Here is a 23,851-nt window from a genome sequence, read left to right as displayed (position 1 = left end):
ACCAACCGGTACCGTGGCGCCATGCCTGAGGACGTGGTCATCGTCGGCGGCGGCCCCAACGGGCTGCTGATGGCGGCCGAGCTGGCACTGCACGGGGTACGTCCGCTCGTTCTGGAGCAGGCGCCCGAACCGTCCCGGCTGCCCAAGGCCAACGGGCTGATCGGCCAGGTCGTCGCCGCGCTCGACCATCGAGGCCTGTACGCCCGGCTCAGCGGCTCCGACCTGCCACCCACGCCCGCGCCGCTGTTCCAGTTCGGCGGTCTCGCACTGGACCTGTCGCTCGCGCCGGACACCGCGCTCCTCGGCATCGCCATCCCCCAGGCCCACCTGGAAGAGCACCTTCGGGAGCACGCGCTCGCTCTCGGCGCACGGGTACTCCGGGGCCACCGGGTCATCGCGCTCACCCAGGACGAGGCGGCGGTACAGCTCGAGGTCGCGGGCGGGGGCGGGGAGTACGAGCTGGCCGCCCGGTACGTCGTCGCCGCCGACGGCGCGCACAGCAGCGTCCGCAAGGCGCTGGGGGTCCGGTTCGAGGGCGTCACCGACGACTCGTTCGTCGCGCGCTCGGCACAGGTCGTGTTCGATCCGCCGGTCCTGGTCCCCAGCACCGGCGGCCTCGACATTCCCGGGCTCGGGCCGGTTCCACCCGGTTTCACCCGCACCGAGACCGGTGTGTTCGCGCATCTTCCGCTGCCCGGCGGCGACCACCGGTTCGTGCTGTACGAGTGGGGCAGGCCGCCGACGACCGCCACGGACCGGCTCCCCATCGAGGAGCTGCGGTCGGCCTGCCGCCGGGTGCTCGGCACCGAGCTGCCGATGCGCTACCCCGCCGGCGAGACCGACGCGGTCGTCCACCGTCGCACGGTCGGGACCAACTCGCGCCAGGCCGAGCAGTACCGCGTCGGCCGGGTCCTGCTGGTCGGCGATGCGGCGCACGTGCAGTCCGGAATCGGCGGGCCCGGCCTCAACCTGGGCATGCTCGACGTGTTCAACCTCGGCTGGAAGCTCGCCGCGGTGGGCAACGGCCACGGCGGCGACACGCTGCTGGACACCTATCACTCCGAGCGCCACCCCGTGGGCGCCCGGGTGCTGATGCAGAGCAGGGCTCAGCTCGCGCTGCTGGCGCCCGGCCCGAACGTCACGGCACTGCGCCAGGTCGTCGACGAGCTGCTCGCCGACGGGCCCGCCGTACGCCGCATCACCCGCATGCTGACCGGCGCGGACACCCGCTATCCGATGCCCGGCGGCGACCACCCGCTGACCGGGACCTGGGTCCCCGACCTGCCCCTGACGACGGACAACGGCACCACACGGGTCGCGGAGCTGTTCCGGGCCGCCCGCCCGGTCCTGCTCGTCCTGTCCCCCGGCCGGCACGACCACCCGGACGGTTGGCGGGACCGCCTGGATGTGGTCACCGCCAGTACTCCGGACCCGCCCGCGGCTGCGCTCCTGATCCGCCCGGACGGCTACGTGGCCTGGGCCACCGACGCCGACGACCCGGACGGTCTGGTGGCGGCTCTGCTCACCTGGCTGGGTCCGAGATCATGACCTCGCGCTCGTCGCGGTAGGCCACCCAGGGCAGGAACAGCTGGGCCAGCGGGCCGATCGCGATCGCGTAGAGGACCGTGCCGATCCCCACGGTCCCACCCAGCAGCCAGCCGGTGGCCAGGACGGTCACCTCGATGCCGGTGCGTACCAGGCGGACGGACCAGCCGGTGCGCGCGTGCAGGCCGGTCATCAGGCCGTCCCTCGGCCCGGGACCCAGCCGCGCGCCGACGTAACAGGCGGTGGCCAGTCCGTTCAGCACGACGCCCGCGACCATCAGGCCGATCCTCGGCGCCAGCGCCGACAGGTGCGGGAGCCACGCCAGTGCCGTATCGACCGCGACCGCGATGACCACCACGTTGGCCACCGTGCCGACACCGGGACGCTGGCGCAGCGGAATCCAGGCGAGCAGGACCGTGATCCCGGTGATCGCGGTGATCGTGCCGAAGCTCAGGTGGACCCGCTGGGCCAGGCCCTGGTGCAGCACGTCCCAGGGATCGAGCCCGAGGTCGGAACGCACCATGAGCGCCATGCTCACGCCGTAGAGCACCAGGCCGCCGAGCAGCTGTGGTAGCCGGGTCGCGGGGCGATGCCTCACCGACACGGGCGAGAGGTCCACTGTTGCCTTCAGGTCAGCCACCGCTCCAGCTTCAGCCGCGATTGGCCTGGCTGTCGAGAGCCAATCCGAAGCAATTGGACTGGACGCCCGAGCGGGTGACCTCGGAAGAGTGTCTCGTTATGTAAGTGTGACGAAAACTGAGGGCAATCTCAGGAACTACCGCTCTCCCGAATCCATTGAACCTGTGAGAGCCCGATCGCCCCCGATCGGATGAGCCGAACCAGGAGGGTCCGTGCAGCAGGTATTCGAGGACATCGACCAACGCCAGATCAAACTCTGGGGTGGTCACACGGTCGCCCTGCGGCACACACTGGCGAATCGGGAAATGTTCTCCGACGAGTCCCTCGCCGCGCTGATCGAGAACATCGATCCCCGACACATGGACATCAGCACAATGGGCGACGACGTCACTACCTGGGGTCATGTCGATCGAGCCGGACACAGCGGCGCCACCGTGCTCGAGGCGATCCGAGACGGTCGAATCTGGCTGAACATGATGGCGATCGAAAAGGTCGACCCGCGATTCAGTGAGCTGCTGGAACAGATGTACTCCGAGCTCGAAGGGGCGCTGCCCGATTTCCGCACGTTCAAGCGCAAGCTCGGATTGCTGATCTCCTCACCCGGCGCGAAGGTCTTCTACCATTTCGACGTTCCGGGCCAGGCGCTGTGGCAGATCCGCGGCCGCAAGAAGATCTGGATCTACCCGCCGAGCGAGCCGTTCCTCAGCCCGACCAACGTCGAGAACGTCGCACGCAGTCTCGACAAGGAGGACGTGCCCTACGAGCCGTGGTTCGACGACCACTCACAGGCCTACGACCTGGAGCCGGGCGACATGCTGCACTGGGCGCTGAACGGCCCGCACCGGGTGGAGAACCATGACGTCCTCAACGTCTCGCTCACCACGGAACACTGGACCAGCGAGATCCGCCGCTCGTACGCGATGAACTACGGCAACGGAATCCTGCGCCGCGAGCTGCACTGGCGGCCTCGGACCCGCGCCATGAGCGGGCCCGCGTTCTGGGCGAAGGCCGGGCTGACCGCCGCGTGGCGGGCCACCGGTATGCAGCGCAAGCAGAGCTACAAACGAGTGCTGAGCTACCGCATCGACCCGGACGCCGAGCTGGGCCGCGCGCTCATCGACGAGAAGGACCGCACCGCGGTCACCATCTGACCCACTCAGGCGCGCCCGGCAGGCTCCCGCCACCGGGTGCGCTCCAGCGTCATGTCGCCCGGCCGAAGCTCTGTGTCGCAGTGCTCGCAGACCCGCCGGACCTGAAGCTCCTCACCGCACACGTGACGGAACACCGTGGGCGGTTCACCCTCGGTGACGTACCGGTCGCCCCATTCCATCAGGGCCGCCAGCACATAACGGAGGTCCTCGCCCGCCTGAGTGGGCACGTACTCGTAGCGTGGCGGGTGCCGCTCGTACTCGACCTTGTCCAGCACGCCGGCGGCGACCAGCGCGCGCAACCGGGTGGCCAGGATGTCCCGGCTCGCGCCGGTGTTGCGCTGGATCTGGTCGAACCGCCGCACCCCGAACAGGATCTCGCGCAGCGCCAGCAGGCTCCACCGCTCGCCCACCACCGCCAGCGCATTGGCGATGGAGCACTCCCTCACCTGCGCATCCATGCCCGTAGTCTACGACTGTGACAGTCCGTCCGGGATATTCGGACACCTGGGTCAGCAACGGTGCCGAACGTCACTGGTATGTCGCAGGTTTTTCCGTGGCTGAACAGCCCGTTCAGGTCAGGAACACTTGCTATAACGCACAGTAACTACTCACCCAATCGTGAAAGTCGTCCCACCCGTAGCGGTGAACTACAGGGTCACTTCGCGGCTCAGGAGTAACACCTGCCAGAACGAACGCGACAGCGATGACATGAGTCTCGGTGAGCAGAGGGTGGCCGGAGAGATCGAGTACGGCGCGGGCGACCACCGACTTCCTATGGGGTCGGAACTACTGACGGTCGCCGAGGTGTCCAACATGCTTCGTGTCTCCAAGATGACGATCTACCGCATGGTGCACTCCGGTGAGCTGACCCACGTCCGCGTGGGCCGGTCGTTCCGTATCCCCGCGGACGCAGTGCGCAGCATCCTGGGCAGCCGTATCAACGGCGACCAATTTCACGTCTGATCTAGTTAAACGTATGACTAACCCCGACCCAGTCAGCAGTACAGCAGGACACACAACCCGGCAGAGACCGTCCGGAGCGAACGGCGGGCTCTCAGCCACTCGTCAGTAGCCTGACCATGTGAGAGAGTCCGCCGCGCGCACCACTGAGCGGCTGTTCAAGGTGGCCCTTGTCATCAAGGGCATCGACGGGGCAGCCGAGCTGATCGGTGCCGCGCTGCTCGCATGTGCGTCCGGAGACCTGGTGCAGCGCGTGATCGCCCACGTGGTGAGCCACGACCTGCTCGGGCCTCCGGACGGGTCTCTGTCGCGGCACTTCGTGCTCGGCACCGCGGAGTTCGCGTCCGGGCATCGCACGTTCGCGATCGTCTACCTGGCGTTGCACGGCGTGCTCAAGCTCGCGCTGGTCGCCGCGCTGCTGCGTAAATGGCTGCCCGCGTACCCGGCCGCGATCGTGGTGCTCGGGCTATTCGTGATCTACGAGGTGTACCGGGCCGCGCACACGCACTCAATCCTCCTGCCGTTCCTCGCGGCACTGGACCTGGCGATCATCGTCCTGGTGATTCGTGAATATCGGCTGTTGCGTAGCGAGACGGTCAGCCCAGAACGTTGACCGCGCGGGCCACCACGAGTGCCACGACGACGAGTGAGACGGCCGACTGCACCATCATCGCGAGCTTCGCCCACCGCGACAGCGGCATCACGTCGGTCGGGCTGAACGCCGTCGAGTTGGTGAACGACAGGTACAGGTAGTCGACGTAGGCCGGTTCCCAGTCCTTCGCCGCCAGCTCGGGACTCTGCATCTGCACGAACAGGAAGTCCGGCGCATCCCGCACCGCGGCGGCGCGCGCGGCGGGACCACCTCGGTCCAGCTCCCAGTAGATGAGCGAGAAGCTGAGCACGTTCGTCAGCCAGATCGTGGCGCCCGCGGTCAGCAGCTCGCTCGGACCGCTCGGCTTGCCGGTGACCAGCGCGATCACCAGCAGCACCGCCGACCAGGCGTTGGACAGCGCGATCAGCCCGGTCATCGCCAGCCCGCACGCGCGCAGCACGGCCGACTCGCGGTCGAGCCGGTACGGGTTGGCCACGACCAGGCCGAGCAGCAGCACCAGCTCCAGCGCCGGGAGCAGGTACCGGGACTGCGGAACCATCTTGTCCGGCAGCGCGATCTGCAGCCCGATCGTCACCACCACGGCGATCGTGACCGGCCAGCGATGCTCGCCGCTGGTCTTCCGCCGCCACGCCGGTGTGGTCATCTGATCAGGTCGCGGTGAGCTGCAGCAGCGTGCTGACGCCCTCGCGGATCCGGGTCAGGTCCGCCGCGCAGGTCGGCGCGGCCTGCGGGCCCGCCGAGTACGGGCCGACGCCGCAGCCGTCCCGGTCGAACGCGGCGAGGTTGTCCAGGGTCTGCGCCGACGTCGTACGGATGGCCTGCGAGTTGGCCAGGCCATCGGCCCCGCTCTGGACGGTGGCGACCGCCGACCGCAGCTCCGCCATGTACCGGTCGCACAGCGGGTAGACCTGCTCGGCGGGTTTGGTCTGACAGCTGTCCTGGCTGATCAGCTGCAGCTTGGTCACCGCGCCCGCCACGCCCGCGGTCGCGGACCGGGTCGCCGTGGGCCGGGCCGCCGACTGGCTCGGCGCGGACTCCGCGGTCAGCTCCGACGAGCCGCAACCGGCCAGCAGCAGCGCCGAGACACCCATGACCAGGCCGGACTTCACACGATCACGCAGCACCTGATCAGCTTAGTCGCGTGGTCTGTTGCTGTAGATCCGCACGGGACGCACCAGCACGGCCGCCCTGCCGTCCTCGACCATCGTCCGGTCGTAGACCTCCCAGTTGTCGTGCTCGCCGCCGGCCGCGACGAACACCTCGCGCAGCAGCAGCCGCAGCCGTTCGGCGTCGAAGTCCGGGCGGGGGTCGTCGGGGCCGACGATCCAGGCGGTGCCCTCGACGGTGATCCACTGCCAACCGGCCCGGAAGGTCACCGCCACCGAAGGACGGTCCCGCAGGTTGGCCAGCTTGGTGCGTCCGTAGGTCACGAAACCGACAACCGGTTCGTCACCTCCGCGAGGGTCCGCGAGCACCCCGGCGTTGACCACCGAGGACTGCACGGTGCCGTCGGCACGCACGGTCGAGACCACCGCGAGGAACTTCTCCGGTCGAGCCAGTTCGACGACGTCATCGAGGTTCGGCATGGGCTCATCCTTCCACTCGTTCAGTTGAGTTGCACAATGAGACTCTGCTGGATACGGTCATTTCGCAACGAGGCGACCCGAGGAGACCCCCATGACGACAGTGCGGTTCGAGACCGATGCGGCCCTGGGCACGATCACGCTCTCCAACCCGCCGCTCAACCTCATGTCCGTCGAGATGATCACCGACCTCGAGGCCGCGGTGAACGAGGCGAGCAGCGCGCCGATCCGGGCGCTGCTCATCCGCGCCGAGGGCCCGCACTTCATGGGCGGGGCGGACGTCTCGATCTTCAAGGGCGTGAGCAACGCGGGGGCGCGCGCGATGTTCGCCCGTGCGCTCCCGGCGTTCCAGCGGATCGAGGACCTGCCGATCCCGGTCGTGGCCGCCGCGCAGGGACTGTGCCTCGCGGCCGGCCTCGAGACGGTGCTGTTCGCCGACATCATCGTCGCCGCCGAGTCGGCCCGGTTCGCCCAGGTCGAACGGCACATCGGCACGACGACACTTCTCGGCGGCGCCCAGCGCCTCGCCGAGCGGGCGGGCGCCGCGCGTGCCCGCCAGATCGTGTTCGACGGCGCCCAGTACAGCGCCGCGCAGTTCGCCGAGTGGAACATCGTCAACCATGTCGTCCCGGACGACGAGCTCACCACGTTCACCGAGAAGCTCGCCCGCAACTACGCGGCCGGGCCGACGCGGGCGCTCGGTGCTGGGAAAGCGCTCGTGCGCGGTTACCTGGACGGCGGGATGCGCGCGGCGGACCGCCTGATACTCGACGTCGCCACCCCGCTGTTCGAGACGGCCGACATGCAGCACGGTGTCACGACCTTCCTGGAGAACGGCACGAAGGTGATCGGCAAGATCCCGTTCCAGGGCGCGTAGCTCAGCCGGAGAGCGACAGCACCGCGCCCAGCGCGTCGGCCCGTGCCGCGACCTCGTCGAACACCCGACCGATCGCGTCCGCGAGTCCCTCGGCGTCCGGGTACACGGCCGCATCCGAGGTCACCCCGACGCCGACCGTGTCACCCCAGCTGAGAAACCCGACCGCGAGACCGGCACCGCCGGTGAGCGGTAGGACCGGCACGATCGTGCTCACCGGCACGCCCAGGACGCGCAGTGCACGCCGTCTGCTCGGTGGCACCGAGGCGATCAGCCCGACGGACCGCGCGTCGTGGAGCCGTCGCGCCGCCTCGGCTCGAAGGCCCGCCGGGAGCCTGCCGATCGCGCGGACCACGAGCCGCGACGCCGAGGAGCGGCCCCAGCCACTGCTCTCGGCCAGCGCCTCGGTCACCAGCGCGATCCGTTCGATCGGGTCCATCGAGGCCACCGGCAGGTCCAGCGTCGCCGAGGCGACCGAGGTGCGCAGCCAGCCGTGAGGTGCGGCGGCAGGCACCTTGTGGCCGCACAGGGCCTCGGCGAGAACCCCGAGCAGTACCGCGCCGCTGTTCGTCCGCAGTTTCCGCGCCACCGCCCGCACCTCGTGCGCGGGCAGCGTCGCCAGCGCATACCGTCGCACCCCGACGGCCGTCGCCGACGGACCCGTCCGGGCGGCGGTCGCCAGCTCACGCCACCCCGTCACCAGCCCGGCGATCCGACGGGTCGCCGGGACCAGCCTGCCGGGCAGGTCACGCACCGGACGCAGGTTCGGCGCGGGGTCGTCGGCGAGCAGCGCCGACACCGTCGCGGTGAGCGCGCGTTCGTCACCGAGCGCGTGGTGCAGCGAGATCAGGATCGCGGTGCGCCCCGTTCCCCCGACCCGCCCGCGCAGAACCTGTACCCGCCACGGCGGACGGTCGAGCGGCGGGCGCTCGGCGAAGAAGTCCCGGATCGCCGCGAACGAAGCCTGGTCGACGGCTCGCGCGCTCACCTGCGTGGAGGGGTCGGGCAGCTGGTTGTCGACCCAGCGGGCGCGTCGCCCCGGTCTGGTCACGAGTGTGCGGCGCAGCAGCGCCAGGCTGTCGGACCGGGCGGCGAGCCGATCCCGTAGTACGGCGGCGACGTGCTCCGGGTCCGAGGCGCCACCGCTCTCGCCGAGCATGACCACGGCGCCCCACTGCCCCGCAGCCTCGGCGTCGAGGAACACCGCCTCGGCTCCGTCCAGCGGACGGCTGGTCAACGGTCGGGGCAGCAACGGCATCCCGGCCACCTCGGCGTCGAAGTCCGCTGCCGAGGCGCGCCCGGCGATCGCACGTTCCAGTCCCGCCAGGCGCAGCTCGTCGGACAGCAGCTCGTGCAGCGTCGCGGTGAGGGTGAGCGCGTCGGGACAGACCCGGCCCAGCCCGGCGCGCTGCAGCATCAGCGCATCGGCGACGCCCTGGCCCGGTGCCGGCTCGAAACACAGGACCGCACGGCCGCTGGCCTGCGCTTCCCGCGCGGTCGCCGACCCCGCGTCGGTGATGACCATGTCGGCGGCGGCCAGCAGGCGAGGCATCCGGTCGGTCCACCCCAGCGCCACGACGCGGTCCCTGGCCGCCCACCGAGACCGCAGCGTCTCGTCGCGACCGCACGCGACCACCACCCACACGCTCCGGTGCGCGACCAGCGTCGCGTTCACCGCCCTGTCCAGCGACTCGGGCGACCGTGCCCCCGCCGCGATCACCACCACCGGACCGTCCGCCGGGAGGTCGAGCGCGCGGCGGGCCGCTGTCCGGTCGGACGGCTGGAACGCGGCCATCACCGGTGGCGCCCCGACCGCGCCCCGCACCTCGGGCCTGGCGTCCCACAACGCGCGCAGGCTCGGTTCGCCTGCCACGTAGTGCTGGTCGATCTGCGGATGGGCCTGGGACGGGTGCGGCGCGAACCCGGGCAGCAGCGCGGTGGTCGGCGCACTCAACCGTCCGCGTCGACGCAGCCATCCCGTGCCCCGGGCACCCAGCGGATAGGTCGACACCACCAGATCGGGCCGGAAGCCGGCGACGGTCGGCGCCAACGCCAGTCCCGCGACGGCCGACACGACGCCGCCGGGCAGCTCCGCGAGCCACGGCCGGCGCTCGACCAGCCGGCCCACCACACCACCGAGTGCCGCCAGCATGTCCACCCGGCGGATCTCGCAGTCCGGCCACAGCCGCCGTGCCCGCTCCTCGAGCGCCGAGGCGGCGGCGTCGTACCGCTCGCCCAGCGTGGCGCTCACCACGAGCAGCCGGCGCGGACCGGGCTCCACCGAGACGAGGTCCCTCACGCCGTCAGCCCGCGAACTCGTCGAGACATTCGAATGCGCTGCTCCAACCGTCGTGGTGGCTGTCGCGCTCGCGCCGCGACGTGAGCCCGGTCTGCCGGAAGACCATCTCGGTCTTGCCGTCCCGCTCCAGCAACTGGATCGTCACCATGGTCAGCTCGCCGACCGTGCCGTCGGTGTCCTCCCAGGCGAAGCTGAAGATCAGCAGCTCGGGTTCCTCCACCCGGTGGTACACCCCGCGCATGAGGTGTTCGGTGCCGTCCTGCTCGTACATCGCGATCCGCCAGCGTCCGCCGGGGCGCACGTCCATCGTGATGCCCTCGCTCGGCGCGGTGCAACCCCTCGGACCCCACCAGCGGGCGGCACGCTCCGGATCGGTCCAGGCCCGGTACACCCGGTCCTTCGGCGCATCGAACACTCGGGTGATCACCAGCTCGTGACCCGTCTCCGGCTCAGTCATCCTCACGCACCAGTTCGTCGAGACGGTCGAAGCCGCCTTCCCAGAACCGCCGGTAGCTGGACAACCAGCTGGTGGCCTCGGCCAGCGGTTCGGCGGTCAACCTGCACGGACGCCACTGCGCGCTGCGCCCCCGGGTGATCAACCCGGCACGTTCCAGCACGCCCAGGTGCTTCGAGACCGCGGGCAGGCTCATCTCGAACGGCTCGGCGATCTCGGTGACCGTGGCCTCACCGCCGATGAGCCTGGCGAGGATCGCGCGCCGCGTCGGGTCGGCGAGCGCCGCGAACGTGGCGCTAAGTTGGTCCGTGGTCGTCACCGGTTCACCACCTGGTTAATTAGCTTCCAGGTTAATGGTAAGCACATTCACTCGTATCCTGAGTACATGAAGCGGACTTCCTTCGCCAACTGGCCGTGCTCCGTGGCTCGAACCATGGACCTGCTCGGCGACTGGTGGACGCCCCTCGTGCTGCGCGAGGCGTTCTACGGCATCCGCCGGTTCGACGAGTTCCAGCGCGGACTCGGCATCGCGCGCAACACACTGTCGGACCGGCTGCACCGGCTCGTCGACGAAGGCCTGCTGGAGAAACAGCCGTACCAGACGGAACCCACGCGCTACGACTACGTGCTCACCGCGAAGGGGCGCGACTTCTTCAGCGTCATCCTGGCGATGACCCGCTGGGGTGACGACTGGCTCGCGGGCGAGGCCGGTCCACCGATCACGTTCCACCACACCAGCTGCGGCCACGACACCCACGCGGAGGTCGTCTGTGCCCACTGTCGTGAGCCGATGCGCGCCGAGGACACGGTCGCCCGCATGGGGCCCGGCTACCCGGCCCGGCTGGCCGAGCGACCGGACGTGGTGCGCCGCTTCGCTCGGTGACATGCTCGTTGACATCTAGGTCTATCTACGCAACTCTGGTGCTCAGGACCCCCAACGGCGAGGAGATGCGCAGCGCGATGGAATGGACTGGAGCCCGGTACGCCGACAAGCCGATCGTCGAGGTCGAGACGTTCATCGAGGCCTCGCCCGAGCAGATCTGGGCGCTGGTCGCCGACGTCGAGCAGATGCCGTCCATGAGCTCCGAGCTGCAGCGCATCGAGTGGCAGGACGGCGCGACGGGTCCGTCGGTCGGCGCCACCTTCGTCGGATACAGCAAGCACCCCGCGCTGGGTGAGTGGAACTCGACGTCGACCGTGCTGGAGTACGACGAACCCAAGGTGTTCACCTGGGCGGTCATGGCGGACGACGTGCCGTCCGCGACCTGGCGGTTCACCCTCGAACCCGGTGACGGCGGCACCACGCTGCGCCAGTGGATGCGGATGGGGCCGGGTCGCTCCGGGCTGAGCTTCGCGATCGACCGGATGCCGGAGAAGGAACAGAAGATCGTCTTCGTGCGGCTGCGTGAGTTCGAGGCCAGCATGACCGCGACAGTGGCCGCCATCAAGGAACGGGTCGAGTCGGCAGCGGCGGCACTCTGATGCGCACCGCGACTACGGTCGAGGCGTCCAACCGGGGCAGCTGGCGCGACACGCTGAGCTTCGTCGTCGAAGCCGAGAAACTCGGCCTCGACGTGTGTTTCGTCGCCGAGGCGTGGGGCTCCGACGGGCCGTCCGCGCTGGGTTTCTACGCCGCGCGCACCGACCGCATGCTGCTCGGCTCGGGCATCATGCAGCTCGGCACCCGCACCCCGGTCGCGCTGGCCCAGACCGCGCTGACCCTGGCGGAGATGTCCGAGGGCCGGTTCCTGCTCGGGCTCGGGGCGTCCGGTCCGCAGGTGATCGAGGGATTGCACGGCGTGCCGTTCGCCAAGCCGCTCACCAGGATGCGCGAGACCGTCGACATCATCCGGCAGGTGTTCGCCGGTGAGAAGGTGTCGTACTCGGGCAGCCAGCTGAGGATCCCGCTGCCGGACGGCGAGGGCAAGCCCATGCGGCTGTCCATGAACGCGAACCCCGACATCCCGATCTACCTGGCCACCATCTCGCCGAGGACGCTGCGGCTGACCGGCGAGATCGCCGACGGCTGGCTGGGTACGAGCTTCGTGCCGGAGGGTGCGAGCGCCTACTTCGAGCCGCTGGACGCCGGGCTGGCCGAGGCCGGCCGCACCCGCGCCGACCTGGACGTCTGCCAGGGCGCCGAGGTGGCGTTCGCCGAGGACGAGGACGCGCTCCGGGACATGGTGGCGAGCCGCAAGAAGGAGCTCGCGTTCAGCCTCGGCGGCATGGGTTCGGCGCAGACCAACTTCTACAACGGTGCCTACAGCCGCCAGGGCTGGGCCGACGTCGCCGCGGCGGTGCGCGAGCGCTGGCAGTCCGGCGACCGCGACGGCGCGGCGGGCCTGGTCACCGACGACATGGTGCTGGGCACGACCCTGATCGGCACCGAGCCGATGGTCCGCGACCGTCTGAAGGTCTGGAGCGACGCCGGCGTGGACACGGTGCGCCTCTACCCCGCCGGCGACTCACTCGACGCGAAGCTGACAACACTCGGCCGCGCCCTGGACATGGTCCGCACCCTCAACGACACCTGAACCATGATCATCACCGCCTGAGGGCTGTTCGCGGGCCTCACAACAGCCCTCAGGCGGTGGTGATCATGGGCTGTGTGTTGTTGCGGCAGTCGGTCGCTAGCGTGTCCAGGATTTGTTGCGATGAGGGGTCGGCGCCTCGGTAGACGACGAGGCGCTGGTCCGGGTCCTGCAGCGGGACCAGTGCCTCGTACTCGATCGTGAGCGGACCATGTTCGGGGTGGCACAGGCGTTTCTGGCCGCGCCCGTTGATCTGCACGTCGCGCAGTGCCCACAGCCGCTCGAACTCCGCGCTGGACGAGCGGAGCTCGTCGACGAGAGCCGCGAGCGCGGTGTCGTGCGGGCGGGCCGCCCACGCGGCGCGCAGGTCGGCGATGCTCTCCCGTACCGTCCGCTCCCGGTCCAGGTAGAAGTCGCGCAGCCCCGGATGCAGCAGGCACAGCCGCAGGGTGTTGCGATTCAGCTCGGGCATGGCACCGAAGTCGATCATGAGCGCGGCCATCTCCGGGTTCCAGGCCAGGATGTCGAACCGGTGGTTGAGCAGCATCGACGGCAGCGGCGACAGGTCGTTGACCAGTCGCGCGACCGGCGGCGCCGCGTGCTCGCTGACCCGGGGCGCGTTCACCGACCGTTGCCGAGCGAGGTCGAACAGGTAGGCGCGCTCGTCCTCGCTGAGCCGCAGAGCGGTCGCCAGCGCCTCCAGCACCTCCGGCGAGGGCCGCAGGCCCCGGCCCTGCTCCAGGCGCACCACATAGTCGACGCTCACCCCGGCCAGCTCCGCGACCTCTTCGCGCCGCAGCCCCGGTGTGCGTCTCGCGCGGCGCTCGGGCACCCGTCCCTCCGGAGCGAGGCGTTCACGTCGGGTCCGCAGGAATGCCGCCAGCTCCTGGGTCGTATCCACCGTCACCTCTCGATCCTGCCTAGGACAGCCGGTCCCAGGAAAGGCTTTCCCTTACCGCACCGACCGCCCCGGCGCAGGCTGTCGGTATGAAGATGGATCACTACCGTTTGCTCGGACGTTCCGGACTGCGCATCTCGCCGCTCGCACTGGGCACGATGACGTTCGGCACGGACTGGGGCTGGGGCACCGACAAGGACGAGGCTCGCGCGATCTTCGACACCTACCTCGACCGAGGCGGCAACCTCGTGGACACCGCCGACTTCTACACCAACGGTACATCCGAGAAGTTCCTCGGCGAGTTCATGGCCGATCGCCGCGACCGTGTGGTGCTGGCGACGAAGTACACGCTGACGACCGGCGCTCCGGACCCGAACTCGGGCGGCAACCACCGCAAGAACATGACCCGCTCGGTCGAGGCGAGCCTGCGCAGGCTGAACACCGACTACATCGACCTGCTGTACCTGCACGCCTGGGACTACACCACCCCCGCCGAGGAGGTGCTGCGGTCGATGGACGACCTGGTGCGCTCCGGCAAGGTGCTCTACGTGGGCATCTCCGACACGCCGGCGTGGCAGGTGTCCCGTATGCAGGCGATCGCCGACCTGCGCGGCTGGTCGCCGCTGATCGCGCTGCAGATCGAGTACAGCCTGATCGAGCGGACCGTGGAGCGCGAACTGATCCCGATGGCCAAGGAGATGGGCCTTGGCGTCATGCCGTGGTCCGCGCTGGGCAGCGGGGTGCTCACCGGCAAGTACAGCCACGCCGATCTCGATCACGGCGGCGGCGTCGCCCAGGCTCAGGGCACCCGCAAGAACGTGGCCGCCGCGAACGGCTCGCTCACCGAGCGGACCCTGGGTATCGCCGACGTCGTGAAGAAGGTCGCGGCCGAGCTGGGCGCCACACCCTCGCAGGTCGCGCTGGCCTGGACGCTGCGCAACTCCGCGGTGGCCGCGCCGATCGTGGGCGCCCGCACGCTCGCCCAGCTGAACGACAACCTGGGCGCGCTGGACGTCGAGTTCACCGACGACCAGCTGGCGGTCCTGGACGCCGCGAGCGCGGTCGAGCTGGGCTTCCCGCACGATTTCCTGACCAAGCCGATGACCAGGGACGTCATCTTCGGCGGCGTCTCCATCAGCAGGTCATGACCGTGAGCGCCGCGGCCTCCTATAGGCGGCCGCGGCACTCACGGGGTGAGCAGGTGATCCGCCAGTGCGTCGAGCTGGCGAGCCTGGGAGCCGAGCAGGACGCGGCGGGCGCGGGAGCGTTTGAGCAGCACGTGCGACACGTGCTCCCAGGTGAACCCGATCCCGCCGTGCACCTGCAAGGCGTCGGCGGTCGCGGCGTCGGCGGCGTCGGACGCCGCGACCAGTGCGGTGCGAGCCGCGATCTCCGAGGCATCGGCCGCGCGAACGAGCATCCGCGCGGCGTCCAGCTGCACGAACCGGTCCGCGAGCATGTGTTTGATCGACTGGAACGAGCCGATGGGACGACCGAACTGACGCCGTTGCCCCGCGTACTCGACGGCCCCGTCCAGCGCCCGCCGACCGACACCGACCAGCTCGGCCGCGACCAGGAGCAACACCTCGGCCAGCGGAAACACCGGGAGGGACACGGGCACGCTCGGTGCGTCCCGCAGCGACACCTCGGCGAGGGGCTCCATCACGTCGAGCGAGTCGACCGAGGTCCGCTCGGCCCCCGCCAGCGGGACCAACGCCGCGGAGCCGTCCTGAAGGAACACCAGCACCTGATCCGCGTCGAGCCCGAACGGAACGGCCCGCAGCACCCCGGTGACCTGCGACGGTCCCGATGACACGAGCGCATCGGCCCGTCTGCCCGGCACGACCGAGACGGGCCAGGTCTCCCAGGCTGGCACGATCACCTGCTCGCCGGACACCATTGGGTCGAGCGCTGCGTGCTCGGCACGGGCGAGCACCACCGCGACCGCCGACGCGCCCACGAACGGCACGGGCGGCACCGAGGCGCCCATCCGTTCGGCCACCAGCAGCAGTTCGAGCAGCCCGGCCCCCGAGTCCGGAGCGGTGAGCCCCAGCAACCCGACGTCCGCGAACGACGCCCACAGCGCTCGGTCCAGCCGGAGCGGCAGCGCCTCCCAGGCCGGCGGCAGCGGGTTCTTCGCCTCGGCATCGGCCAGCAGCTTCGCGGCCATACCGTCGAGCTCACGCTGCTCCGCAGTCAACCCGTCCATGCGAGAAGCATTGACCAAGTGGGTCTATCTACGCAACCCTGGTGCTCAGAGGCATACGAGGAGGTAGCCGGTGGACGAGTTCCGCGCCGAGGTCCGCAACTTCATCCAGCAGCTGGGCCCTGGCGACACCAGGGCCGCACTGGGCGACCGGGGCTGGCTCGCACCGGCCTGGCCGACCGAGTACGGCGGCGCGGGCCTGAGCCCCCGCGAGGTCGTCGTGCTGGTCGAGGAGATGACCGGGGCGGGCATCCCGTTCGGCTCGGACAACGACGCGTTCGGGATCAGCATGCTGGGCAACACGATGTTGCGCCGCGCCACTCCCGAGCTGTGCGCCCGGTTCCTCCCGAAGATCGTCTCCGGCGAGTACGTGTTCGCGCAGGGTTTCTCCGAGCCCGGCGCCGGCTCGGACCTTGCCGGCCTCGCGCTGCGCGCCGAGCTGGACGGCGACCATTGGGTCCTCAACGGCCAGAAACTGTGGTCATCCGGTGCACATCGGGCGAACTGGATGTTCGTACTCGCCAGGACGAACCGGGACGCGGCGCCGCACCGGGGCATCAGCATGCTGCTGGTCCCGCTGGACCAGCCCGGCGTCGAGGTCCGGCCGATCCGCAACCTGACCGGCGACACCGACTTCAACGAGGTGTTCTTCGACGACGCGCGCACCGAGCGCGAGCTGGTCGTCGGCGGCGTGGATCAGGGCTGGTCGGTCGCGATGACGCTGCTCGGTTTCGAACGGGGTGAGACCGCGCTGCACGCGCCGATCCGGTTCGCCGGCGAGCTTCGGCGCCTGATCGAGCTGGTCCGCGAACGGGACCTGCACACCGATCCGGACATCAGGCGGCGGGTCGCGTGGTGTCACGTCCAGGTGGAGCAGCTGCGCGCGCACGGTGAACGGACCGCCGCGAAGCTCATCGCGGGCCAGGAGCCCGGCGCGGAGGCCGCCGCGTTCAAGTTGCTGTGGAGCGAGTACCACCGGGTGGTCACCGAGCTGGCCATGGACGTCCTCGGCCTGGATGCACTCACGCCGACCGGGCGGCCGTCCCCGAACTGGTACCAGACCGACGATCCCGGCGCCCCGAACTCGTCGGCGTCGTGGACCAGTGTCTATCTGAACGCGCGTGCCGGGACCATCTACGCCGGCTCGTCGCAGGTGCAGCGGGGAATCGTGGGCGAGCTGCTGCTCGGCCTACCGAAGGAGCCCAAGCCCCCGCGCACAGAAAAGGGGCCGGAGCCCGCCCCGAGGCGGTAACTCCGGCCCACGTAGCCACCCGTCCGCTCCCCAGTGAACCAATGGCGAAGACTGTGCTGCGCTATTGATGCCCGGGGAGGCGCGTAGCCAAACCTGGCGATCTTTCGGACCACTCGAACGAGTGAAGGTACTACTTCCAGTCACCGGGTCGGCGCCGTCCCCCGTGCACGACGCCGACCCGGTTGTTCTATCGGCTGGAACCGGTCAGAACTCAAGAGCCGAATCCGCCGCCGAGTACGACCTTGCCGATCATTCCGCTTTCCTCGACCATCCGGTGCGCGGCGCGCAGGGTGTCGGCCGAGATCGGGCGCAAGCGTTGCGTCGCGGTTCCCAGCAGCGTGCCGGCGTCGACGAGCCGGGCGACCTGGTCGAGCAGCTCGTGCTGGCTGGTGTCCTCCGGGGCGAACAGCGGCTTGCTGAACATCAGCTCCCAGTGCCAGGCACCGCTGCGCTCCTTGAGCGGCAGGGTGTCCAGCCCCTCCGGTTCGTCGATCGCGGTGACCTGCCCGCCGACCCGGATCAGCTGGGCGAACTGCTCGACCTTGCCGGCTGAGAACGGCGAGAAGATGTAGTCGACGCCGTCCGGCGCCACCTCCCGGGTGTTCTTCACCAGATCGCCGTGGTGGTTCACCACGTGGTGCGCACCCAGCTCGGTCACCCACTGCCGGGACTCCGGCCGCGACGCCGTCCCGATCACGGTCAGCCCGGTCAGCGCGCGGGCCAGCTGGACCACCATCGAGCCGACCCCACCGGCGGCCCCGGTGACCAGCAGCGTCCCCGTGCTGTCCGCACCGAGCTTGAAACGGTCGAACAGGGTCTCCCACGCGGTGATCGTGGTGAGCGGCAACGCGGCCGCGTCGGTGAAGTCCAGGCTCGTCGGCTTGTGCCCGGTGATCCGCTCGTCCACCAGGTGGTACTCGGAGTTCGTGCCGGCGCGGGCGATGTTGCCCGCGTAGTACACCTCGTCACCGACGGCGAACAGGGTCACCTCGTCCCCCACCGCCTCGACGACGCCGGCCGCGTCGTACCCGAGCACCTTCAGCTCGCCGTCCGGATCGACACCACTACGGACCTTCGTGTCCACCGGGTTCACCGAGACCGCCTCGACCCGCACCAGCAGGTCGTGCGGCCCCGGCGCAGGGACGGGCAGTTCGAGGTCGACGAGGCTCTCCTGGTCGTCGATCGGCAGGCTCTTGCGGTATCCGACCGCGCGCATCGTGTTGCTCATGAGACGACGGTATCCCCACAGCCCTAGTTACCTGCAAGGCTTGCTAGTACCCAAAAGATACTGGAGGATGCGGGACATGTCGGCCACCGATGCGCTCAGTCCGCGAGACGTCTACAGCGCGTCGTGCCCGTGCCGTGAGGTGCTCGACCTTCTCGCCAACAAGTGGAGCGCGCTCGCGCTCGGTGCGCTGGAGGACGACGGCCCTCAACGGTTCGGCGCGCTGCGCACGAAGCTGGAGGGCATCAGCCCCAAGATGCTGACCCAGACGCTGCGCCGGCTCGAGGAGCTGGGCCTGGTGAACCGGGTCGTCTACCCGGCCGTGCCACTGCACGTGGAGTACTCGCTGACCCCGCTCGGGCGCGACGCCTGTGTACCGCTGACCGCGCTGCGTCAATGGGTCGAAGCCAACATCGACCGCATCCCCCTCGGAGGGTAAGGATCCCGATTATGCGAATCCTCGTGGTGGGCGCCGGTGCGACCGGTGGATTCTTCGGCGGACGGCTGGCGCAGGCCGGCCGGGACGTCACGTTCCTCGTCCGGGAGCGCCGTGCACAGCAGCTGCGCCGCGACGGTCTGGTGATCGTCAGCCCGAACGGCGACGTCACGCTGACTCCGAAGCTCGTCACCGGCGACGAGCTGGGCGCCGACTACGACCTGGTGTTCTTCACGGTCAAGTCCTACGGTCTCGACCAGGCGATCGCCGACATCGCGCCGGCCGTCGGCCCGGAGACCATGATCCTGCCGGTGCTCAACGGCATGCGGCACCTCGACGTGCTGGTCGAGCGGTTCGGCGAGCACCGGGTGCTCGGCGGCCTGTGCGCGATCTCCGGCACGCTCGACGCCGACGGCACGATCCGCCAGCTCGCGCAGCAACCGCAGCACGTCGCCTACGGCGACCGCAAGGACCCACGCTCCGCGCGGCTACAGGCCGTGCACGAGCAGTTCAGCGACGCCGGGTTCCCGACGACGCTGCCGCCGGACATCATCCAGTCGATGTGGCAGAAGTGGGTGTTCCTGTCCAGCATGGCGACGATCACCTGCCTCATGCGTGGCCCGATCGGCCAGGTGGTCGCGGCACCCGGCGGCACCCAGTTCGCCGAGTCGGTCGTCGCGGAGTGCGCGGCGATCGCCACGGCGAACGGCCACCCGATGCCCGCCGACGAGCTCGACCGCACCCTCACCACGGTCACCACTCCCGGCTCGACGTTCGCCGCGTCGATGTTCCGGGACCTGAGCCAGGGCTACCCCATCGAGGCCGACCACATCATCGGCGACCTGCTGGCCCGCGCCGAGGCCCACGACGTGCCGGCCCCACTGGTGCGCCTCGCCTACACCCATCTGTCGGTCTACCAGCAGTCGCTCGCCAGGTAGCTGCCCGGAGCGGGGTCAGTTGCGCGTGGCCTCGAATGCCTGGGCGGCCACCAGGCGTGCGCGGGCGCGGGCGATGAGTGCACTCGCGTCGCCGTCGACCGCGCCGGGCCCACCCAGCAGCTCCAGGGTGTCGCTGATCGCCCGCCGCAGCGCCGTGCACTCGGATGCCTGCGCGGCCAGCTCCGTGTTGAGCTTCCACAGGTCGGCGAACACCTGGACCTTGGAGCGCAGCACCCACGGGTCGAGCGGCTTCGTGAGGTAGTCGACCGCGCCCAGCTGGTAGCCGCGGAACGCGAGGTGCGGGTCGTAGTTCGCGGCGGTGAGGAACACGATCGGGATCCGGCGGGTGCGCTCCCGCTGCTTGATGTGGCTGGCAGTCTCGAAACCGTCCATGCCGGGCATCTGGGCGTCCAGCAGGATCACCGCGTAGTCCTCGAGCAATAAGCGCTTCAGCGCGTCATCGCCGCTGGTCACCGACGTGATCTCGACGGGGAGCCCCTGCAGGATCGCCTCCAGCGCGATCAGGTTCTCCGACCGGTCGTCGACCGCAAGCACTTTCGCGTCGCGCGTCATGACGGGCGGACACCCGCCGTCCGCGCTCGGCTGATCCAGGACGCCATGACGGACAGCAGAAGCTCCTTGTCGACCGGTTTGGTCACGTAGTCGGTCGCGCCCGCGGCCAGGCTGGACTCGCGGTCACCCGGCATCGCCTTCGCGGTCAGGAACACTACCGGCAGGTCGGCACCGCCGGGGAGCCCTCGGATGAGCTTCGTCGTCGCGTTGCCGTCCATCTCGGGCATCATCGCGTCCATCAGCACGATGTCCACCTCCGGATGCTCGGTCAACAGCTGGATTCCGTCCGCCCCGTTGTCTGCGTACAACACTGTCAGACCGTGCAGCTCCAGCGCACTGGTCAACGCGAACACGTTACGGACATCATCGTCGACGATCAGCACCGTGACCCCGGTGAGGTCCGTCACCGGCCGGTCGACGCGAGGCGGCCCGGAGTGGCTGCGCAGGATCGGGCCACGGCCGTTGGCGGTCGGTTCGCCGAGGATCTCGGACGGCTCCGGCGCACGGCGCGGCACCTTGTTCGTCGGCGTCACGGTCGAGGTGACCAGCTCGTCCGGCAGGTACAGGGTGAACACCGAACCGGTTCCGATCTCCGACGTCACGGTGATGACGCCGCCCAGCATCTGGGCCAGCTCCTTGCTGATCGACAGGCCGAGGCCGGTGCCGCCGTACTTGCGGCTGGTCGTGCCGTCCGCCTGCTGGAACGCCTCGAAGATCATGTCCAGCTTGTCGGTGACGATGCCGATCCCGGTGTCGCGGACGGTGAACGCCAGCACGGTACGCGCGGCGTCCAGCTCGGGAACGCCGAACGGCGCGTCGCCCTGCGAAGCGGGCCCGACCGACAGCGTCACCTCGCCCTCGGCGGTGAACTTGATCGCGTTGGACAGCAGGTTGCGCAGAATCTGCTGCAGCCGCTGCGCGTCGGTGCTGACCGTGGACGGCAGCTCGGGCGCGATGTGCACCCGCAGCTCCAGTCCCTTGTCCTCGGCCTGCGGCACGAAGGCCTGCTCGACGTAGGCCCGGACCTGCGCCAGCGCGACCGGCTGCGGGTCCAGATCCACCCGGCCGGCCTCGATCTTGGACAGGTCCAGGATGTCGTCGATCAGCAGCAGCAGCTCGGAGCCCGCGTTGTGGATCGTGGTCGCGAACTCCTTCTGCTTGCTCGTGAGGTTGCGCTCCTCGTTGTCGGCGAGCAGCCGGGACAGCAGCAGCAGCGAGTTGAGCGGGGTCCGCAGCTCGTGGCTCATGTTGGCGAGGAACTCGGACTTGTACTGGCTCGCCCGCGCCAGCTGCTGGGCGTTCTCCTCGACGCCGCGCCGGGCCGCGTCGATCTCCATGTTCTTGATCTCGATGTTGCGGTTCTGCTCGAACAGCAGCGCCGCCTTCTCCTCCAGCTCCGCGTTGGTGCGCTGGAGCTCGGCGGACTGGTACTGCAGCTCGACCGCGAGCCGCTGGGACTGACCGAGCAGCTCCTCGGTACGACTGTTGGCCTGGATCGACGCGATCGTGACACCGAGGGTCCCGGCGAGCCGTTCCAGGAACGTCAGGTGCAGCTGCGGGAACGTGCTCACGGACCCGAACTCGATCACCCCGAGCGACTCCCCCTCGAACAGCACCGGCAGCACGACGATCGCCGTCGGTGAGATCGTGCCGAGTCCGGAGCCGATCGGCAGGTAGTCGGCGGGGATGTGGGTGACCAGGACGACCTGTTTCGTCGCCGCGGCCTGCCCGACCAGGCCTTCGCCCACCCGGAACCCGCGCGGCGTGGCCTGGGGATTGAGCGCGTACCCGGCGCTCATCTGCCAGACCTCGCGCATCGGGTCGTCCTTGCCGCTGTCCGACTGGTCGGTCGTCACCGGATTCGCGGGCAGGAAGAAGGCACCGACCTGGGCGTTGACCAGCGGTGCGGCCTCATTCATGATCAGCTTGCTGACCTCGGTGAGGTCACGCTGGCCCTGCAGCAGTGCGCTGATCCGAGCCAGGTTCGAGTCCAGCCAGCCCTGCTCGGCGTTCTCCTTGGTGGTCTCGCGCAGGGTGAGGATCATCTGGTTGATGTTGTCGCGCAGCGCGGCGACCTCACCCATCGCGGCGATCTGAATCTGCTGGGTCAGGTCACCTCGGGCCACGGCGGTGGACACGACCGAGATGGCGCGCAGCTGTGAGGTCAGCGTCGAGGCCAGCTGGTTGACGTTCTCGGTCAGGTCACGCCAGGTACCGGCGACGTCCTTGACCTCGGCCTGACCACCCAGCTTGCCCTCGGTACCCACCTCACGCGCGACACGGGTCACCTCGTCGGCGAAGCTGGAGAGCTGGTCGACCATCGTGTTGACCGTGCTCTTCAGCTCGAGCATCTCACCGCGCGCGTCGACGGTGATCTTCTGCGACAGGTCACCCTTGGCCACCGCCGTGGTCACCTGCGCGATGTTGCGCACCTGGCCGGTGAGGTTGTCGGCGAGCTGGTTGACGTTCTCGGTCAGGTCGCGCCAGGTCCCGGCGACGTCCTTGACCTCCGCCTGACCACCCAGCTTGCCCTCGGTACCCACCTCACGCGCAACGCGCGTCACCTCGTCGGCGAAGCTGGACAGCTGGTCGACCATCGTGTTGACCGTGCTCTTCAGCTCCAGAATCTCACCGCGCGCGTCCGCGGTGATCTTCTGCGACAGGTCACCCCGCGCCACCGCCGTGGTCACCTGCGCGATGTTGCGCACCTGGCCGGTCAGGTTGGAGGCCATGTAGTTGACGTTGTCGGTCAGGTCGCGCCAGGTACCGGCCACGTCGCTGACGTGCGCCTGACCACCCAGCTTGCCCTCGGTACCCACCTCACGCGCGACACGCGTCACCTCGTCGGCGAAGCTGGACAGCTGGTCGACCATCGTGTTGACCGTGCTCTTCAGCTCCAGAATCTCACCGCGCGCATCCACGGTGATCTTCTGCGACAGGTCACCCCGCGCCACCGCCGTGGTCACCTGCGCGATGTTGCGCACCTGACGGGTCAGGTTGTCGGCGAGCTGGTTGACGTTGTCGGTCAGGTCGCGCCAGGTACCGGCGACGTCCTTGACCTGGGCTTGAGCACCCAACTTGCCCTCGGTACCCACCTCACGGGCGACCCGGGTCACCTCGTCGGCGAAACTCGACAGCTGGTTCACCATCTTGTTCACCGTGCGGCCGATCCGCAGGAACTCACCGCGCAGCGGCCGTCCCTCGATCTCCAGGGCCATGTGCTCGGACAGGTCACCCTCGGCGACGGCGGCGAGCACGCGCGCGATCTCGGCGGTGGGCCTGGCCAGGTCGTCGATCAGCGAGTTGACCGAGTGGGTGGCCTCGGCCCAGGAGCCGTCCACCGCGTCCTCGTCCAGCCGCTCCAGCATCCGGCCTTCGCGCCCGACCACCCGGCTGATCCGCAACAGGTCGCGGTTGCGTTTCTCCAGCATCACGACGAGCTCGTTGAACAGGTCGCTGACCTCGCCCGCCATCCCCACCCGCCGGGGTAGCCGGACCTTCAGCTCACCGCGTTGCACCGCGATCATCGCCGACGCGAGATCGCGCAGCAATGCCTCATCCCCGCTCACAGCGGTATCACTGCTCTTCGTCATGATCGGCGTCCCTCTTGTTCGCCCGGTGACCGCCGCACAAGCGAGCAGGCCACCACGCCCCACCAGTTGCCGCGCCCTCCC

General features: G+C 69.5%; 25 protein-coding genes. 12 read left to right on the top strand and 13 right to left on the bottom strand.

All coding sequences use genetic code 11. The annotated features are described in order from the left end of the window. Nucleotides 1-21 precede the first annotated feature (21 nt). Nucleotides 22-1,548 carry an FAD-dependent monooxygenase gene (locus G406_RS0131730; protein WP_028936924.1) on the top strand — a complete coding sequence of 509 codons (1,527 nt, stop codon included), beginning with the start codon at nt 22-24 and terminating at the stop codon, nt 1,546-1,548. Here the strand turns inward: G406_RS0131730 and yczE are convergent. Beyond that, nucleotides 1,523-2,176, bottom strand: coding sequence for a membrane protein YczE (gene yczE, locus G406_RS57430; RefSeq protein ID WP_037079803.1), 654 nt, complete (start codon nt 2,174-2,176; stop codon nt 1,523-1,525). The genes G406_RS0131730 and yczE overlap by 26 nt on opposite strands. Before the next feature lie 220 nt (nt 2,177-2,396). On the opposite strand from yczE, the gene G406_RS0131720 reads away from it, so the two are divergent. Beyond that, the gene (locus G406_RS0131720; protein WP_051342950.1) at nt 2,397-3,335 is read left to right on the top strand and encodes a cupin domain-containing protein; all 939 of its coding nucleotides are present in this window, start codon (nt 2,397-2,399) and stop codon (nt 3,333-3,335) included. 5 nt (nt 3,336-3,340) lie between these two features. On the opposite strand, the gene G406_RS0131715 is transcribed toward G406_RS0131720, so the two are convergent. Continuing rightward, complete coding sequence (locus G406_RS0131715) at nt 3,341-3,793, bottom strand: winged helix-turn-helix transcriptional regulator (protein WP_028936921.1); 453 nt, start codon at nt 3,791-3,793, stop codon at nt 3,341-3,343. Between the two features lie 316 nt (nt 3,794-4,109). On the opposite strand from G406_RS0131715, the gene G406_RS0131710 reads away from it, so the two are divergent. Both G406_RS0131710 and G406_RS0131705 read left to right on the top strand, forming a co-directional pair. Next, nucleotides 4,110-4,298 carry a helix-turn-helix domain-containing protein gene (locus G406_RS0131710; protein ID WP_028936920.1) on the top strand — a complete coding sequence of 63 codons (189 nt, stop codon included), beginning with the start codon at nt 4,110-4,112 and terminating at the stop codon, nt 4,296-4,298. 118 nt (nt 4,299-4,416) lie between these two features. Beyond that, entirely contained in the window at nt 4,417-4,908 is a 492-nt protein-coding gene (locus tag G406_RS0131705; RefSeq protein ID WP_028936919.1) for a DUF2127 domain-containing protein, read from the top strand. Here G406_RS0131705 and G406_RS51120 read toward each other — a convergent pair. The 3 genes from G406_RS51120 to G406_RS0131690 are packed head-to-tail and all read right to left on the bottom strand — an operon-like array spanning nt 4,892 to nt 6,494. Continuing rightward, nucleotides 4,892-5,551, bottom strand: a complete 660-nt coding sequence (locus tag G406_RS51120) for a DUF1345 domain-containing protein (RefSeq protein WP_037079455.1) — start codon at nt 5,549-5,551, stop codon at nt 4,892-4,894. The genes G406_RS0131705 and G406_RS51120 overlap by 17 nt on opposite strands. A 4-nt stretch (nt 5,552-5,555) precedes the next feature. Continuing rightward, nucleotides 5,556-6,032, bottom strand: coding sequence for a hypothetical protein (locus G406_RS0131695; RefSeq protein ID WP_028936918.1), 477 nt, complete (start codon nt 6,030-6,032; stop codon nt 5,556-5,558). A 9-nt stretch (nt 6,033-6,041) separates the two neighbouring features. After that, nucleotides 6,042-6,494: a TIGR03618 family F420-dependent PPOX class oxidoreductase gene (locus G406_RS0131690; RefSeq protein ID WP_028936917.1), complete on the bottom strand. Its 453-nt coding sequence runs from the start codon at nt 6,492-6,494 to the stop codon at nt 6,042-6,044. A gap of 91 nt (nt 6,495-6,585) precedes the next feature. Between G406_RS0131690 and G406_RS0131685 the strand changes: the two genes are divergently transcribed. Next, on the top strand, nt 6,586-7,368 hold the full coding sequence (locus G406_RS0131685) for an enoyl-CoA hydratase/isomerase family protein (protein WP_028936916.1): 783 nt from the start codon (nt 6,586-6,588) through the stop codon (nt 7,366-7,368). Between the two features lies 1 nt (nt 7,369). On the opposite strand, the gene G406_RS0131680 is transcribed toward G406_RS0131685, so the two are convergent. Genes G406_RS0131680 through G406_RS0131670 form a run of 3 tightly spaced genes read right to left on the bottom strand, consistent with a single transcriptional unit; the run spans nt 7,370 to nt 10,437 of the window. Further along, a complete protein-coding gene (locus G406_RS0131680) occupies nt 7,370-9,664 on the bottom strand; it encodes a WS/DGAT domain-containing protein (protein WP_028936915.1) in 2,295 nt (764 codons plus the stop codon). A gap of 4 nt (nt 9,665-9,668) precedes the next feature. Beyond that, entirely contained in the window at nt 9,669-10,121 is a 453-nt protein-coding gene (locus tag G406_RS0131675) for an SRPBCC family protein (RefSeq protein WP_028936914.1), read from the bottom strand. Then, entirely contained in the window at nt 10,114-10,437 is a 324-nt protein-coding gene (locus G406_RS0131670; RefSeq protein ID WP_028936913.1) for an ArsR/SmtB family transcription factor, read from the bottom strand. Before G406_RS0131670 ends, G406_RS0131675 begins: the two co-directional genes overlap by 8 nt. Nucleotides 10,438-10,503: 66 nt before the next feature. On the opposite strand from G406_RS0131670, the gene G406_RS0131665 reads away from it, so the two are divergent. From G406_RS0131665 to G406_RS0131655, 3 genes are all read left to right on the top strand, one after another. Next, nucleotides 10,504-11,001: a winged helix-turn-helix transcriptional regulator gene (locus G406_RS0131665; RefSeq protein WP_028936912.1), complete on the top strand. Its 498-nt coding sequence runs from the start codon at nt 10,504-10,506 to the stop codon at nt 10,999-11,001. 77 nt (nt 11,002-11,078) lie between these two features. Next, nucleotides 11,079-11,600 carry an SRPBCC family protein gene (locus tag G406_RS0131660; protein ID WP_028936911.1) on the top strand — a complete coding sequence of 174 codons (522 nt, stop codon included), beginning with the start codon at nt 11,079-11,081 and terminating at the stop codon, nt 11,598-11,600. Beyond that, nucleotides 11,600-12,652: an LLM class flavin-dependent oxidoreductase gene (locus G406_RS0131655; protein WP_028936910.1), complete on the top strand. Its 1,053-nt coding sequence runs from the start codon at nt 11,600-11,602 to the stop codon at nt 12,650-12,652. Before G406_RS0131660 ends, G406_RS0131655 begins: the two co-directional genes overlap by 1 nt. Before the next feature lie 49 nt (nt 12,653-12,701). Here the strand turns inward: G406_RS0131655 and G406_RS51115 are convergent, their stop codons facing one another. Further along, the gene (locus tag G406_RS51115; protein ID WP_051342949.1) at nt 12,702-13,556 is read right to left on the bottom strand and encodes a helix-turn-helix domain-containing protein; all 855 of its coding nucleotides are present in this window, start codon (nt 13,554-13,556) and stop codon (nt 12,702-12,704) included. A gap of 80 nt (nt 13,557-13,636) precedes the next feature. Between G406_RS51115 and G406_RS0131645 the strand changes: the two genes are divergently transcribed. Then, nucleotides 13,637-14,695 (top strand): aldo/keto reductase, encoded by a 1,059-nt coding sequence (locus G406_RS0131645; RefSeq protein WP_028936909.1) that lies wholly within the window; start codon nt 13,637-13,639, stop codon nt 14,693-14,695. A gap of 38 nt (nt 14,696-14,733) precedes the next feature. Here G406_RS0131645 and G406_RS59460 read toward each other — a convergent pair whose 3' ends face one another. Beyond that, nucleotides 14,734-15,756 (bottom strand): acyl-CoA dehydrogenase family protein, encoded by a 1,023-nt coding sequence (locus G406_RS59460; protein WP_028936908.1) that lies wholly within the window; start codon nt 15,754-15,756, stop codon nt 14,734-14,736. 70 nt (nt 15,757-15,826) lie between these two features. On the opposite strand from G406_RS59460, the gene G406_RS51110 reads away from it, so the two are divergent. Next, the gene (locus G406_RS51110) at nt 15,827-17,005 is read left to right on the top strand and encodes an acyl-CoA dehydrogenase family protein (RefSeq protein WP_051342948.1); all 1,179 of its coding nucleotides are present in this window, start codon (nt 15,827-15,829) and stop codon (nt 17,003-17,005) included. A gap of 211 nt (nt 17,006-17,216) precedes the next feature. Here the strand turns inward: G406_RS51110 and G406_RS0131630 are convergent, their stop codons facing one another. Further along, on the bottom strand, nt 17,217-18,233 hold the full coding sequence (locus G406_RS0131630; protein WP_037079452.1) for a zinc-binding alcohol dehydrogenase family protein: 1,017 nt from the start codon (nt 18,231-18,233) through the stop codon (nt 17,217-17,219). 76 nt (nt 18,234-18,309) lie between these two features. Between G406_RS0131630 and G406_RS0131625 the strand changes: the two genes are divergently transcribed. Both G406_RS0131625 and panE read left to right on the top strand, forming a co-directional pair. Continuing rightward, complete coding sequence (locus G406_RS0131625; RefSeq protein ID WP_211241328.1) at nt 18,310-18,669, top strand: winged helix-turn-helix transcriptional regulator; 360 nt, start codon at nt 18,310-18,312, stop codon at nt 18,667-18,669. Between the two features lie 11 nt (nt 18,670-18,680). Continuing rightward, nucleotides 18,681-19,604 (top strand): 2-dehydropantoate 2-reductase, encoded by a 924-nt coding sequence (gene panE, locus G406_RS0131620; RefSeq protein ID WP_028936905.1) that lies wholly within the window; start codon nt 18,681-18,683, stop codon nt 19,602-19,604. A 15-nt stretch (nt 19,605-19,619) separates the two neighbouring features. Here panE and G406_RS51105 read toward each other — a convergent pair whose 3' ends face one another. Together G406_RS51105 and G406_RS0131610 are read right to left on the bottom strand one after the other, a co-directional pair. After that, the gene (locus G406_RS51105; protein ID WP_051342947.1) at nt 19,620-20,177 is read right to left on the bottom strand and encodes a response regulator; all 558 of its coding nucleotides are present in this window, start codon (nt 20,175-20,177) and stop codon (nt 19,620-19,622) included. Then, a complete protein-coding gene (locus tag G406_RS0131610) occupies nt 20,174-23,770 on the bottom strand; it encodes a HAMP domain-containing protein (RefSeq protein ID WP_028936904.1) in 3,597 nt (1,198 codons plus the stop codon). Before G406_RS0131610 ends, G406_RS51105 begins: the two co-directional genes overlap by 4 nt. Nucleotides 23,771-23,851 lie beyond the last annotated feature (81 nt).

This window comes from Actinospineispora spinosispora DSM 44797, assembly GCF_000429025.1.
GTDB classification, from domain to species: domain Bacteria; phylum Actinomycetota; class Actinomycetes; order Mycobacteriales; family Pseudonocardiaceae; genus Pseudonocardia; species Pseudonocardia spinosispora.
The sequence above is the reverse complement of the archived record's forward strand: the minus strand, read 5'-3'. Positions and strand labels throughout refer to the sequence as shown.